The sequence below is a fragment of the Asaia sp. SF2.1 genome (assembly GCF_000505765.1).
Taxonomy (GTDB): Bacteria; Pseudomonadota; Alphaproteobacteria; order Acetobacterales; family Acetobacteraceae; genus Asaia; species Asaia bogorensis.
On the sequence record NZ_AYXS01000049.1, the window covers coordinates 137,344 to 151,347 of the forward strand.

13 protein-coding genes and 2 pseudogenes are annotated in these 14,004 nt (G+C 61.5%); 12 read left to right on the forward strand and 3 right to left on the reverse strand.

What is annotated here, in order from left to right; translation table 11 throughout:
* The 9 genes and pseudogenes from P792_RS39380 to P792_RS34270 form a co-directional block, all read left to right on the forward strand.
* Nucleotides 1–111, forward strand: a pseudogene (locus P792_RS39380) (conjugal transfer protein TrbC); the annotation flags it as partial.
* A complete protein-coding gene (locus P792_RS34235) occupies nucleotides 111–386 on the forward strand; it encodes a VirB3 family type IV secretion system protein (protein WP_010667264.1) in 276 nt (91 codons plus the stop codon). The pseudogene P792_RS39380 and the gene P792_RS34235, both read left to right, overlap by 1 nt.
* 13 nt (nucleotides 387–399) lie before the next feature.
* Nucleotides 400–2,832: a conjugal transfer protein TrbE gene (gene trbE / locus P792_RS34240; protein WP_010667263.1), complete on the forward strand. Its 2,433-nt coding sequence runs from the start codon at nucleotides 400–402 to the stop codon at nucleotides 2,830–2,832.
* Nucleotides 2,829–3,599 (forward strand): P-type conjugative transfer protein TrbJ, encoded by a 771-nt coding sequence (gene trbJ, locus P792_RS34245; RefSeq protein ID WP_010667262.1) that lies wholly within the window; start codon nucleotides 2,829–2,831, stop codon nucleotides 3,597–3,599. The genes trbE and trbJ overlap by 4 nt, the downstream gene beginning before the upstream one ends.
* 3 nt (nucleotides 3,600–3,602) lie before the next feature.
* A complete protein-coding gene (trbL, locus tag P792_RS34250) occupies nucleotides 3,603–5,042 on the forward strand; it encodes a P-type conjugative transfer protein TrbL (protein ID WP_023979801.1) in 1,440 nt (479 codons plus the stop codon).
* Nucleotides 5,042–5,725 (forward strand): conjugal transfer protein TrbF, encoded by a 684-nt coding sequence (trbF, locus tag P792_RS34255; RefSeq protein WP_018308106.1) that lies wholly within the window; start codon nucleotides 5,042–5,044, stop codon nucleotides 5,723–5,725. The genes trbL and trbF overlap by 1 nt, the downstream gene beginning before the upstream one ends.
* Nucleotides 5,722–6,723, forward strand: a complete 1,002-nt coding sequence (gene trbG / locus P792_RS34260; RefSeq protein ID WP_018308105.1) for a P-type conjugative transfer protein TrbG — start codon at nucleotides 5,722–5,724, stop codon at nucleotides 6,721–6,723. The genes trbF and trbG overlap by 4 nt, the downstream gene beginning before the upstream one ends.
* A complete protein-coding gene (locus tag P792_RS34265) occupies nucleotides 6,720–7,922 on the forward strand; it encodes a TrbI/VirB10 family protein (protein ID WP_010667184.1) in 1,203 nt (400 codons plus the stop codon). Before trbG ends, P792_RS34265 begins: the two co-directional genes overlap by 4 nt.
* Nucleotides 7,919–8,179: a DUF2274 domain-containing protein gene (locus P792_RS34270; RefSeq protein WP_010667185.1), complete on the forward strand. Its 261-nt coding sequence runs from the start codon at nucleotides 7,919–7,921 to the stop codon at nucleotides 8,177–8,179. Before P792_RS34265 ends, P792_RS34270 begins: the two co-directional genes overlap by 4 nt.
* On the opposite strand, the gene P792_RS34275 is transcribed toward P792_RS34270, so the two are convergent.
* A complete protein-coding gene (locus P792_RS34275) occupies nucleotides 8,142–8,765 on the reverse strand; it encodes a LysR family substrate-binding domain-containing protein (RefSeq protein WP_235075541.1) in 624 nt (207 codons plus the stop codon). The genes P792_RS34270 and P792_RS34275 overlap by 38 nt on opposite strands.
* Nucleotides 8,766–8,876: 111 nt before the next feature.
* Nucleotides 8,877–9,068: pseudogene (locus P792_RS39385) on the reverse strand (LysR family transcriptional regulator); the annotation flags it as partial.
* 214 nt (nucleotides 9,069–9,282) lie between these two features.
* On the opposite strand from P792_RS39385, the gene P792_RS34280 reads away from it, so the two are divergent.
* Complete coding sequence (locus P792_RS34280; RefSeq protein WP_010667187.1) at nucleotides 9,283–9,852, forward strand: hypothetical protein; 570 nt, start codon at nucleotides 9,283–9,285, stop codon at nucleotides 9,850–9,852.
* Nucleotides 9,853–10,096: 244 nt separating this feature from the next.
* Here P792_RS34280 and P792_RS34285 read toward each other — a convergent pair whose 3' ends face one another.
* On the reverse strand, nucleotides 10,097–11,554 hold the full coding sequence (locus P792_RS34285; RefSeq protein WP_018308104.1) for a site-specific integrase: 1,458 nt from the start codon (nucleotides 11,552–11,554) through the stop codon (nucleotides 10,097–10,099).
* Between the two features lie 494 nt (nucleotides 11,555–12,048).
* Between P792_RS34285 and P792_RS34295 the strand changes: the two genes are divergently transcribed.
* Nucleotides 12,049–13,005, forward strand: coding sequence for a hypothetical protein (locus tag P792_RS34295; RefSeq protein WP_235075535.1), 957 nt, complete (start codon nucleotides 12,049–12,051; stop codon nucleotides 13,003–13,005).
* 116 nt (nucleotides 13,006–13,121) lie between these two features.
* Nucleotides 13,122–14,004, forward strand: an 883-nt coding sequence (locus P792_RS34300; protein WP_023979806.1) for an APC family permease, incomplete at its 3' end; no start/stop codon positions are given.

A 14,004-nucleotide genomic window follows, 5' to 3' on the forward strand; every position in this document is an offset into this window, starting at 1 on the left:
TCGGGTGGGTTCCGCCGCCTGATCCAGATCGTCTTCGGCCTGTCCATCGCTTTCGCCGCCAGCTCGTTCTTCCTGTCGTTCTTCTCGTTCTCCGGCGGAGCACTGATCTGATGGCGGGATATGACGATGACGCGTTGCCGGGGTTCCATGTCCCGGTGCATCGCTCGCTGACCGATCCCATCCTGCTGGGTGGTGCGCCCCGTGCCGTCGCCATCGCCAATGGCACGCTGGCCGCCGCGATCGCGCTGGGCCTGCGGCTCTGGCTGATCGGAGCCGCATTCTGGATCGTGGGCCACGGGCTCGCGGTCTGGGGGGCGAAGCGTGATCCGCTGTTCATCGAGGTCGGGCGGCGACATCTCCGTTACCCCGCCTGGCTGCGGGCGTAGGGAGGGCAGGGCGATGATGTCCCTTGGCGAATATCGCAATCGCGCCGCCCTCCTGTCGGATTTTCTCCCATGGGCCGCGCTCGTGGAGAAAGGCGTCGTCCTGAACAAGGACGGCAGCTTCCAGCGCACGGCGCGCATCCGTGGTCCCGATATGGATAGCGCCACGCCTGCCGAACTGGTCGGTGTCACCGCACGGCTCAACAGTAATCTCCGCCGTCTGGGCTCCGGATGGGCGGTGTTCGTCGAGGCGCAGCGCGTCCCGGCCACACTCTATCCCGAGAGCGATTTCCCGGATGCCGCCTCGCACATGGTCGATCTGGAACGGCGTGAGCAGTTCGAGGATGAGGGCGCGCATTTCGAGAGCCGGTATTTCCTGACCCTGGTCTGGCTGCCACCGGCGGAATCGTCCGACCGGGCTGCCCGGTTCCTGTTCGAGGGCAGGGAGCGCGAAGGGCCGGACCCACACGGCATACTCCATGCGTTCGTGGATCGCTCCGACCGGATGCTGGCGTTGCTGGACGGTTTCATGCCCGAGGCCACCTGGCTCAATGACGGTGAAACGCTGACCTATTTACATTCGACCATTTCGACGCGGAACCAGCGTGTCCGGGTGCCGGAAATCCCGATGCATCTTGACGCGCTGCTGGTCGATCAGCCGCTTTCGGGCGGGTTGGAGCCGAAACTCGGCGATGCCTTCCTGAAAACGCTGACGATCACCGGTTTCCCGTCGCGGACCTTTCCCGGAATCCTGGATGACCTGAACCGGCTGGCGATGCCCTATCGCTGGTCAACCCGTGCCATCCTGCTCGACAAGACCGACGCCACCAAGGTGCTGACGAAGATCCGCCGGCAGTGGTTTGCAAAGCGTAAGAGCATCGCAGCCATTGTCCGGGAGGTGATGACCAACGAGGCATCCGTTCTCGTGGACAACGACGCTGCCAATAAGGCTGCCGATGCTGACTTGGCCTTGCAGTCCCTCGGTGCCGACGATGTCGGACAGGCGTATCTTACCGCGACCATCACGGTCTGGGACGGTTCCGCCTCCATCGCGGCCGAAAAGCTTCGGCTGGTTGAGAAGATCATCCAGGGCCGCGATTTCACCTGCATGACGGAAAGCCTCAACGCGGTGGAGGCATGGCTGGGTTCGCTGCCCGGCCATGTCTACGCCAATGTTCGTCAGCCCCCGGTCTCGACGCTGAATCTGGCGCATATGATTCCGCTGTCGGCCGTCTGGGCAGGGCCGGAGCAGGACGGGCATTTCAAGGCAGCACCGCTGTTCTACGGCAGGACGGCGGGCGCCACACCATTCCGGTTCAGCCTTCATGTCGGCGATGTTGGCCACACGCTGATCGCAGGACCAACAGGGGCGGGCAAATCCGTGCTGCTGGCGCTGATGGCGCTCCAGTTTCGGCGTTATGCGGGATCGCAGATTTTCGCCTTCGATTTCGGCGGGTCCATGCGTGCGGCGACGATGGCGATGGACGGGGACTGGCACGATCTTGGAGGCGGGCTGACGGACGAGGGCGATGGGCATTCCGCCGTCTCCCTTCAGCCGCTGGCAAGGATTGACGATCCCGACGAGCGCAAATGGGCCACGGAATGGCTGGGGCAGATCCTTGTCGGTGAAGGGGTAACGCTGACCCCCGAGGTGAAGTCTCACCTCTGGTCGGCGCTGAACTCCCTGGCGTCGTCGCCCGTTCAGGAGCGGACCCTGTCAGGTATGGTAGCACTTCTCCAGTCCAACGCCCTGAAGCAGGCAATGGCGGCATATTGCCTGGGTGGTCCCTATGGCCGCCTGCTGGATGCGGACACCGAGCGGCTGGGTGACGCCGATGTCGTGGTGTTTGAAACGGAAGGGCTGATCGGGTCCGGGGCGGCATCGTCCGTGTTGTCCTACCTGTTTCATCGGATCGAAGGACGGCTGGATGGCCGTCCGACCCTGCTGGTCATTGATGAGGGCTGGCTGGTTCTGGATGACGGGGACTTTGCTGGCCAGCTTCGGGAGTGGCTGAAAACCCTGCGCAAGAAGAATGCGTCGGTGATTTTCGCCACCCAGTCCCTGTCGGACATCGCCAATTCCCGCATTGCCCCGGCTGTGGTGGAAAGTTGCCCGACGCGGATCTTCCTGCCCAATGAACGGGCCATTGAGCCGCAGATCGCGGCCATCTACCGCGATTTTGGGCTGAACGACCGACAGATCGCCATTATCGCCCGCGCGGCGTCGAAGCGGGAATATTACTGCCAGACCCAGCGGGGAAATCGCCTCTTCGAACTGGGGCTCGGGCCGGTGGCACTCGCCCTGTGCGCCGCCTCCGGCAAGGACGACCACCGGCTGATCGACGCGATGCTGGTGGAACATGGGCGGGCCGGCTTTCTCCCAGCCTGGTTCGAGGCGCGTGGCGTCATGTGGGCGGCCGATCTTCTTCGGGAAGGAGCGATGCCATGACGGAAGAACCTTTCCGTATTCGGGCAAAAGATTTCCGCCCCGGATGTGCCGTGGTCTTCGGCGCTGCTCTGGCTTTTGTCATGCCAGTCGTGTCAGCCCATGCCCAATGGGCGGTCTATGACGGCGCCAACCACGTCCAGAACGTGCTGATCGCGGCCCGCACGCTCCAGCAGATCGACAACCAGATCACGTCACTGGCCAATCAGGCGCAGATGCTGGTCAACCAAGGTCGCAATCTGGCGAGCCTACCACTTTCGACACTGTCGACGCTGCAATCGACGATTTCCCAAACCACAGCGTTGCTCGCGCAGGCGCAGAATATTGCCTACAGCGTCCAGTCCGTCGAGCAGCAGTACCAGCAGGCGTACACGTCCGTGTCCTCTGGCATGTCCGACGGTGCCCTGTTCAGCCAGGCACAGACACGCTGGCAGAATTCTGTGGGTGGGTTCGAGGACGCCCTGAAGCTTCAGGCGCGGGTGGTAGGAAACATCCCGAGCGACAGTTCGGCCATGACGCAACTGGTTTCGGCCAGCCAGACGTCAACCGGGGCGTTGCAGGCCGCGCAGGCCGGCAACCAGCTTATGGCCCTGCAATCCCGGCAACTGTTCGACATCCAGGCGGAACTGGCCGCCAATGGCCGGGCTGCGGACCTCGAACGGGCGCGACAGGCGGCGAACGAGGCAGGGGCGGAAGCCCAATATCAGCATTTTTCGCAGTATGACGCCTATGTTCCCCAGGCCGTCGCCATCCCAAGTTCTGGATATTGAGCAATGGCGAGCGACAATGTCGGCATCATCGACGGTTTCCTGAATACCTTCGAGACTACGATCGACAGCGGTTTCGGTCTGGTGAAGGGAAGTGTGGTGTCGCTGGCCGGCTCGCTCTCGGTGCTGGACATCGTGCTGGCCGGCCTGTTCTGGGCTTGGGCCGCCGATGAGGACATCATCCAGCGTCTGGTGAAGAGGACGCTGTATATCGGCTTATTTGCCTTCGTCATTGACCATTTCAGCGGCCTGTCGGGGATCGTTTTCAACAGTTTCGCGGCCCTCGGGCTCAAAGCCGGGGGCGGCACGCTGGCGCTTGGGGATTTCATGCATCCCGGCCGACTGGCGGCGACCGGGCTCGATGCCGCGCAGCCGCTGCTGGATGCGGCGAGTAAACTGGCGTTTTCCTTCGGTGCGCTGGCCAGCATCGTGCAGATCCTCGTCCTGCTCCTGTGCTGGTTCATCGTGCTGGCGGCCTTCTTCATCCTCGCGGTGCAGCTCTTCGTGGCGATCGTCGAGTTCAAGCTGACCTCACTCGCGGGCTTCGTGCTGATCCCGTTTGCCCTGTTCAACCGCACGGCGTTCCTCGCCGAGAAGGTACTGGGCAATGTCGTGTCGTCCGGCGTGAAGATCATGGTGCTGGCGGTTATTTCCGCCATAGCTTCCGTGCTCTTCAGGCAGTTCACGACGTCCTACGGTGATAGTGCGCCCACCATCGGCCAGGCGCTGTCCGTCGTGCTGGCGTCACTCTGCATCGTGGGTCTCGCCATTTTCGGCGGCTCGCTCGCCAATGGGCTGATTTCCGGTGCCCCGCAGCTTGGTGCCGGGGCAGCAGCGGGAACCGCGATGGCGGTGGGCGCGATGGGGGCTGCGGCTGTTGCCGCGCCCGCCGCCGTGGCGTCTGGCGGAGCGGCGGCCCTCGGTGCGACGGCAGCGGCAGCGCGCGGAGGGGCTGCCGTCGCAGGTGCCGCCACGACAGCCTACTCCATGGGGGCGGCCGGACAGACTGGTGCGGCGGGCATGGCATCGGCGGCTGGCAATGTCGGTCGCGCCGCTGGGGGTGCTGCGATGAACGCCGTGAAGAGCAAGGTCGGCGCGGCAACATCCTCGTTGAAGGAAAGCTACTCTGCTGGCGGACGCTGGGCCGCCGGTGCGATGGGCGGCGCCGGAGAAGGCGATAGGCCATCGGGTGACGGTGGGTCTTCAGGCCCGTCCGGCGGCGGAGGTGATCCCGGTACCGGGCCTGCCGGTAGCGGTAACCCTGGTGGCGGCCCCTCGGGAGGCGACCCCGATAGCGGCGACGGCTCCGACGGCAAGCCGCCCCGCTGGGCGCGGAACATGAAGCGCCGCAACGCCGCCACCCATGCCGCCGAGGCCGCCCATATCATCCGCTCCGCCGATGGCGGGGGCGGGTCCACGTCCATCGATCTCTCGGAGAAAGAATGATGTTCCGTCGCTCCACAACACGCTACGGGACCACGCCCGAGCCCGTCACCCCATACCAGAAGGCAGCGCAGATCTGGGATGAGCGCATCGGCTCGGCCCGCGTGCAAGCCCGCAACTGGCGTCTCATGGCCTTTGGCTCCCTGTTCCTGTCCGCCGGTCTCGGGGGCGGGCTGGTCTGGCAGTCCGCGCGCGGCACCATCACGCCGTGGGTCGTGCAGGTGGACCGGCTGGGGCAGGCGCAGGTCGTTGCCCCGGCCACGTCCGGCTACATGCCCGCCGATCCGCAGATCGCCTGGTATCTGGCGCAGTTCGTCCATGACGTGCGGTCCCTGTCTTCGGATGCCGTGGTTGTCCGGCAGAACTGGCTGCGCGCCTATGATTTCACCACCACGTCCGGCGCTGTGGCCCTCAATGATTATGCCCGCCTGAATGATCCGTTTTCGCGGATCGGGCACGAGCAGGTCGAGGTGGACATCGCCTCGGTGATCCGGGCCTCTCCCGGAAGTTTCCGGGTGGCCTGGACGGAGCGCCATTACCGTGACGGCGCGTTCACCGGCACCGAACGCTGGACCGCCATCGTCTCGGTTGTTCTGCGCACCCCGCGCGACGCGGATCATCTGCGGAAAAACCCGCTCGGAATCTACGTCTCCGCCATTAACTGGTCGAAGGAGCTTGGCCAATGATCCGTCGTGCTCTTCGTGCTTTGCCGTTGCTGACCCTGCCCCTGGCGGGTTGCGCGCAACAGTACCATCCACCCGTCATACGATATGACGACGCGGCCCAGGCCATGCTCCTGCCTGATCCGCCGAAGCCTGTGCGGGTGGTGGAAGTCCCGCGGCTGCTTCCCCTGCCGGGTCAACTCAAGCCGCTTCCACCCTTGCGGCGTGCCCATGTCGTGCCCGAGGCGGCTGACCCTACCGTGCGCGTGACCCAGGCCAATCTTGCCGCCCGCATCCAGCCGACGCGGGCCGGTTATGTGAATGCGGTGCAGGTCTATCCCTACAGCGCGGGCGCGCTCTATCAGGTCTATGCCGCGCCCGGCGAGATCACCGACATCATGCTCCAGCAGGGCGAGAAGCTGGTCGGTACTGGCCCGGTCGCGGTGGGGGACACCGTGCGCTGGATTGTCGGCGATACCACCAGTGGCGCGGGTACGACCAGAAGGGTGCATATCCTGGTCAAGCCGACGCGACCGGACCTGACCACCAATCTGATCGTCAATACCGACCGGCGGACCTACCTTGCCGAACTGCGGGCGACACCCGCGACCTATATGGCGTCCGTCTCCTGGGACTATCCCGAGGATGAGCTGATTGCCCTGCATCGGCAGGACAGTAACGCCGACGAAGCGGCGCCCGTGGATGCGGGGCTGAATCTCGACGCGCTGAATTTCCGATACGCGATCGAGAGTGTGAAAGGCGGAACACCGCCCTGGCTGCCCAGCCGGGCGTTCGACGATGGCCACAAAGTCTATCTCGCGTTTCCGTCCGGTATCGGGCAGGGCGAACTGCCGCCGCTGTTCGTGCTGGGGGCCGATGGCGGCCCGGAACTGGTGAACTACCGGGTGAGGCAGAACTGGATGATCGTCGATCGCCTGTTTGCGGCGGCCGAATTGCGGCTTGGGGATAAACATTCCGAGCAGCGAGTACGGATCGTCCGCACGGATGGCAGGAAGTCATGAGCGGCGCGGAAGAGCGCCCGGAAGGGAATACGGGAGCCACCACAAGCGGAAGCGGAACAGGACCATCATCCCCGCCGCCCTCTCCCGATTTGCGGCTGCGCGTGCAGCGTCCGCCGGTGGTCCGGCTCTCGCGCCCCGTCATCTGGACGCTGGGTGGTGCGGGGATGCTCGCGATCGGTCTTGCGCTGGGCTACGCGCTGCAAAATGGTACACAGAAGGGGTCGGTCCAGGGGGCACAGGACACCGACACCCGTCCTTCGGCCGACGGGCTGGCCGCTCTCCCCAGTGATTATACCGCCACTCCAAAACTCGGGCCGCCTTTGCCCGGCGATCTCGGCAAGCCGATCCTCGACGCACAGCGGAACGGTCGCGCGGGACCGGTCTCGGGCATGGGAGACCGCCGTGGCGATCAGGAAATCGAGGCGGCCCGCACCAGCAGGCTCTTCGCCCAGATCGAGGCGCGGGACGGCCAGACTGCGCAGACGATTCCGGTCATGGCCACCGCTCCCGGAGCACAGGCATCACCGACCGGCCCCGACCAGCAGACCGGCAATCGCGCCTTCCTGGCGGGTCAGCCGGACCGCATGACCGTCAGCCCGGATCGGATCGTATCTCCCGCCTCGCCTTATATCCTCCAGGCTGGGACCGTCATTGCCGGCGCACTCAATACGAAGATCAGTTCCGATCTGCCCGGACAGATCGTAGGGCATGTCACCCAGAACGTCTATGACAGCCCGACCGGACGGTCCTTGCTTATCCCGCAGGGAAGCACCCTGTTCGGGGCCTATAACAGCGGCATTTCCTTCGGGCAGCAGCGCACCCAGATCATCTGGACCCGGCTGATCTATCCGAACGGCGAAAGCCTCGTCCTGGAAAAGCTGCCCGGCGGCGACGCCATCGGCCAGTCCGGCCTGTCCGACGAGGTGAACAATCATTGGGGCCAGCTCTTCAGGGCGGCGCTCGTCACGACCCTCCTCAGCGTGGGCTCCGAAGCGGGCACGTCATGGAACGAGAACAACCTGATGCAGGCCATCCGCTCCGGCGCGAGCAACGGGTTTTCCATGGTCGGCAACCGGCTGATTGATCGCAGCCTGAATATTCAGCCGACGCTGACAGACCGGCCGGGCCTGCCGTTCATGCTTATCCTGAATCGCGACCTGATCTTGAACCCCTGGCACCCAAAGGAACCGGCTCCATGACGAAGCTGCGCATCACCGAAATTCCCGACGAAAAGCCGGTCCGCGTCACCGTGGACCTGCCTGCGGACCTTCATCGCGATCTCGTCACTTATGCTGCCCTGGTCAGCCAGAACGGCCAGCCCGTCGAGCCTGCCCGTCTCGTGCCGCACATGATCCGTGGCTTTATCACATCCGACCGCGCGTTCCGAAAGCTCCGGCAGGGGCCACGGCGGGCAGCCGTTAAAACGCAGCCGCCTGCTGCTCCAGAAAACGAATGACTGTTCTCGCGGCCGGTGGGCAGCGCTCACGGTGCCAGGCCGCGCCATACGCGAAGTGGGAAAACCCGTCCCCGTCGATGACTTCCACTACAGCGATCCGCTCCCGGATGGCAGCGGGCAGAAAGCCCAGCCAGGCATCCGGCAATAGGGCAATGCCACTTCCATTTGCTGCCAATGCGACGACCCGCAGGCTTCTGACCGCCTCCTGACGTGTCACAGGAACAAATCCCGCCTGCCGCATCTTGCGCATCAGGAGCGCGAGCAGTTCGTCGCCGGTATCATCCTTCCCGATCAGAAAGATTCCGTCGTGCAACTCGGCCCATGACGCGGTTCCGACCTGTGCGATCGGATGTTCGACCGGCATGATCGCAACGACACGATCGCTCCAGAGCGGGATCGTGGCCGCCATGCTGCCGGGCAAGGGCAGCGTCATTATCGCGAGGTCGATCTCTTCCTGTTCCAGGGCCTGGAGCAGTTCTTTTTTCGCATTATCCCGATAAATGAAGGAGATACCGGGTTGCGCACGGCTGTACGACTCCAGTATCGCCGAGATCCGGCCGGGTGGGATGCTGCCCTGGACGCCCACGGAGATGACGCCGGTCTCGCCCCGGCTCCAACGCCGCGTGCGCTCGTACAGTCCGACAGTTCCATCGAGCAGCTTCTCAGCCTCTCGCAGAAAGGCAACTCCCGCCGGGGTCAGTCTGGCACCGCTCGACGTGCGTCGAAAGAGGGAGACGCCAAGTCGCTCTTCCAGTAATCGCAAAGACCGGCTTACGGCAGATTGTTTGCCTCCCAACGCCCGTGCGGCTCCGTGGATACTTCCCTCCCTCGCGATGACACGCACGAACAGCAATTCCCGCAGATCGAGAGGTGGTCGCCGAACCGACATTTTCTGTCTATCCCGATTTTTTGAAGACCTTCGGCATGACGTGCCAAAATCCAGTCATCGTGCTTTCAAGTCTGCAATCATATTTCGTTCACAATATATTATGGAATTACTGTCTGGCTTCGCCATGAAGCCATCGCAGTATCCGCACTACGGTGCGAAATGCTCTTGTGGCATAGTGCGCTAATGTACCACCTCGCCGGAGAGAAATGGAAGCATGATGAACCTATTGGACGAATTCATCCCGCGCTTCGATTTCAGCGAGCGACACAGTGTCGATATCTCCGCCCCGGCCAGTCGCATCATGAACGCGGTGGCTGCATGGCGGAATCAGGACGATCCGCTGGTTCGTGCCGCCATCTGCCTGCGCGAAATGCCCGCCCGGCTGTTAGGCCATGCGCGGCAACGGCATCTGGACCTCACCGACTTCACGGTGCTGGAACGGCGGGGCGATGCCGCCCTGGTCTATGGCCTCATCGGCGCGTTCTGGCGGACGGATTACGGATTGTGCGACATTCCTACGACCGGCGCTTTTCTCATCCCTCGCCAAGATGACGTCTGCAAGCTCGCTCTGGGCTTCTCCATCCAGCGGGGACCACACGGCACCCAGCGGCTGGTGACGGAAACCCGCGTGTTTTGCGTCACGGACCGGGCCAGGCGTCGCTTCGCCCCCTATTGGTATCTGATCCGCCCGGTCAGCGGCCTGATCCGCCGTCGCATGCTCACGGCTATCCGGGAACAGTCGGAGTCTCCGCCCTCTCACCACCCGCGCCCAGCATTGCCATGAAGCTTTATGATTGTCCGACCGCTCCTAATGTCGCGCGTGTATGCGCCTGCGTTCTGTGCCTTTAATCCAGCCTGCACCGTTCCCGTTCTGGAACTGAACGACCTCGCCGCGATCTGCGAGGCGGCCGTTATCTGGAGGAACTTCATCTTGATCCCAGTCTGACAGACGCGAAGAGAATACGGTGCGGCATCATCGGTATGTGGAACTAGTGTACGGAGATTAAAGAGCAAAATAACTCGGAGATTCATAGAGTACTAGAAATGCTGTCAGCTATAATTCCTAGAAGTCTTGCTGTATCTGCATTTTCTTTTGACAACCTTTTAGATAGCTCTCGGATCAAATCTGCATCCAATTCTTTAGGTTTTATCTCCTGCGCGGAATTTGTTTCCCCAATAACATTTCCCTCTAGTGCCATTGCAAGTAATTTTTCTACACGCTTGGCAGCCTCGAGCGAAGTATCGCGTTGGACATGGGCGTAAATGGCGGTCGATTTGAGGTTGGCGTGTCCTAAAAGAGCACCGGTCAGGGCCAATGCTTCGCCGCTTGACGTCGCAGTAGAGCCAAGAGTGTGCCGAAGGGTGTGAGGCGTTACGCCCGGTAGATCGGCAAGTTTGATAACTTCCGACCAGATATTGCGCGTGCCTTGGTAATGTCCTTCCTCGCCTCTCTCCGCCGGAAAAAGATAGCCTTTCTTGCGGTCCTTCAGGAGATTCTCGAGCATTGCTCTCGCCGTGGGGCCGATGGGGCGAATCGATCTCCCAGTCTTGCTATCCTCGAACTCGAAGAGGTTATCCTCTAGATTGACTTCCTCAACCTTGAGCGCCGCAATTTCGTTTCGACGACATCCGGTAAGCGCCCAAAGCCGGGCGATTGCGACCCCTTTAGGATTTGCCCCTCGTGTCTCGACCTTGTTGAACGCGTCGCCTAGTCGGGCTACTTCCTCCAACGTCAAAAAGCGCATGCGACGATTATCCGTCTTTCTGACGGAAGCCCCTTCGACGGGATTTTGGGCGATAAAGCCGTGCCGCCTGCCGAAACTGAATACGGCCGAAAGATCACGAACGACCTTCCGTGCTGCGCCCTCACCGCCCCGAACGATAAGACGTTTGCGCGGCCCAATCTTTATGTCTTTCGCGGTCTTGCCAGTTGTTACGTCGGCCACAAATCGCTCGACATCGCCCGAAGTGATCTCGCTCGCACGACGTCCCCCTAGAAGTGGTTCAACATGGTGACGAAGCCGTGACATGGTGTATTGCTTGGTGAGAGGTTTCATGGGCTTGCCCTTATGAATACCCCTTTGCACGATGCATCCATGCTCCTCGTAGAAGTCGAGTAAGTCCCGAATCGTTTTTTCGCGCCGCTTCTCCTGCACGTCACCCGCTGGGTCTTCGCCGTGTGCGACCGCGCCCAGCAGGCCCCTAGCCTTCCTTCTCGCCTGTTCGACGGTAAGTGCTCCGAATCGTCCAAGCGCCAGGAATCGCCTTGGTGCCGATCGGCCACCGCCCTCAATGCGATAGCGTATGATGAAAGTTTTCGTGCCGCTTTTCTCGATGCGTAGTCCAAAGCCAGCGAGATCGAGATCCCACAAGTCATATCGACTATCTCGGACCTCGGCCTTGTCGACGACGGGCTTGGTCAAACGTACGCTGGACGATCGTTTCATCGCACGCCTCGTATTGAGTTCTCGGGTGGACACCACCATAAAATGGTGTCCACATGGTGTCCACCGTAGAGAGAAACTCTGGCAAATTGGAGCGAACGCCTTACAAAGCGCCGCCAAATAATACTCTGTTATAAAACGATATTATCGTATGGAAGCGAAAGGTAGAGTGTGGGATGGTAGAGTATATGCAACCTTGCCAAGGTTGGGGTCGTGGGTTCGAATCCCATCGCCCGCTCCAGATAATCTACTGATTTATCTGGAGCGGTGCTTCCGAAATACCAAAAAAAACTCTTAGAACTTTACGAAGAGCAGGAATTACTTTCCTGAATTCTTTGTGATCTTGTGCGCTCAAACGCTTTGCATACCAATGAACCTGACTCTTTGATCAGCAAAATCTCGCTTTGGACAGGTTGCGTCACCCTCGGAAGGTTTTTAACCGTCGCAGGGTAACAAAAAAATAACGCGGCGAGATTTTGAGACATTATCCCACCATAAAGCGCTTTTTGCGCTCAGTTCCGGCTATTGCGGGCCTGATGTCTGCCCTGTCATTTCCCTGCGGCATGGGCAGCAAGGTCTGGGCATCTGATGCCGAGCCTCAGCCAAAGCGCGAGCAATGGTACACTGGCTCTCTCATTTCGCCGTCTGGCCCGCAGTTCAAGGCAGGTGTGCTCGGAATCGAACCCTATCTGACCTATAATCAGCCCGTGGATTATCTTGGGTCCAATGGGCGCTCCATGTCCTCCGGACCTGGCCAGAGAACCATCAGCAATTCAACGATGGTCAAATACGGGCTGATCGATAATGTCAGTATCCAGATATTCCCTGCCATCTCCTATGGCTGGAAGCGCGGAGATGGCACGACCAGCAGTCTGAAATTCGGCGATATGCCGGTCGACTTTCTCTGGCGCTTTCTGGACCCCAACCCCAAACGGTATATTCCGTCGCTGAGCCTGTTTGTCGGCATGCTCATGCCGACGGGTGATTATTCCAATCTGGGCCGAAGTCAGGACGGCGTGGGCAATGGCGCCTATGTTTTCCGCACGGCACTGGTAGAGCAATCAGCCTATGAGTTGCCGCATGATCACACGTTGCGGCTGCGTATGTGGGCGACGTTTCGGCGCGCTGTCACCTCGGCCCGTCTTGATAACGTGACGAGCTATGGCACCACCAAGGGTTTCGTGGGGCGTGGGCGCCCTGGCATGAGTGGCCAGACTGGCTTCTCACTCGAATATGGCTTCAACCAGCGCTGGGTGCTTGCTGTCGATATGGTGCGCGACTGGGCCAATGGCGCGCGCATCTGGGGCTCTGACGCGAGGGGGCGGCGTATCGATCGAATCAATGGGTCATCAGGCGACTGGATGGTGGCACCGGCACTCGAATTCAGCTGGTCGCCCCGTTTCGGCGTCATTGCAGGCGCTTCGGTTTTCTATGCCGGCCATAATACCAACATGAATGTTGCACCGCAGATCGCGGTTAACATGATGTTCTGATTGCGAAATGGAAGGCAGGCGCTTTCCGGCAGGAGTGCAGCCGCCCGAACAGGGCTTGCCTTGGATGCGAGACCACGCCACAGCTTGGCGCTGATCCCGCTTCAAGGAACTCTTTCATGGCGACAGACGGCCCGTCTCGCACTCTTCATCGCCAGCTCGGTCCATTCAGTCTGCTCATGATGGGGATCGGTAGCGTCGTGGGTGCGGGCATCTATGTTCTCCCCGGTGTCGCTGCCTCGCAATATGCCGGTCCGGCTGTCTCCCTTTCATTTGTTCTTGCAGCCATCAGCTGCGGCTTTATCGGGCTCTGCTATGCCGAGCTCGCCTCGGCGCTTCCGCGTTCCATGGGCGGGGCTTACGGTTATGCACGAGCGGTGCTGGGCGTGAGGCCTGCCTGGTGGGTCGCCTGGATGCTGGTGCTGGAATATGCGCTGGCCGGATCAGCTGTCTCGGTCGGGCTGACGGGCTATCTCGCCAAATTCCTGTCGGGCTGTGGCATTACCCTGCCTGCTTCTCTGAGTGGGTCGACCGTCATCTGGCAGGATGGCGGTTTCCATCTCGTGGCGCAGATCAATGCGGTGGCGCTTTTTCTGGTGCTTGTTCTTGGCCTGGTCCTGTCACGCGGCATCCGTCAGGCAAGCAGGGCTAATGTCGCCTTTGTGTTGCTGAAGCTCGCTGTGTTGGTGGTTTTTGTCGGGGTGGGGTGTTCGCAGGTGAAGCCGGCTCTCTGGCACCCCTTCCTGCCGCCTTCAGAAGGCGGGTTCCATTTTGGCATCGCCGGGCTGTTGCGCGCGGTGGCTGTCGTCTCTTTTGCCTATCTTGGCTTCGATTCGATTTCGATTGCAGCTTCTGAAGCGCGGCAACCGGGACGGGATGTGCCGTTCGGGCTTATTGGCGCTCTGGCGATCAGCGCGGTGCTCTACGTCATGGTCTCACTGGTGATGACCGGGCTTGTGCCGTTTCGCCAGCTTGGCACGGCAAGCCCTGTTGCGTTGGCGG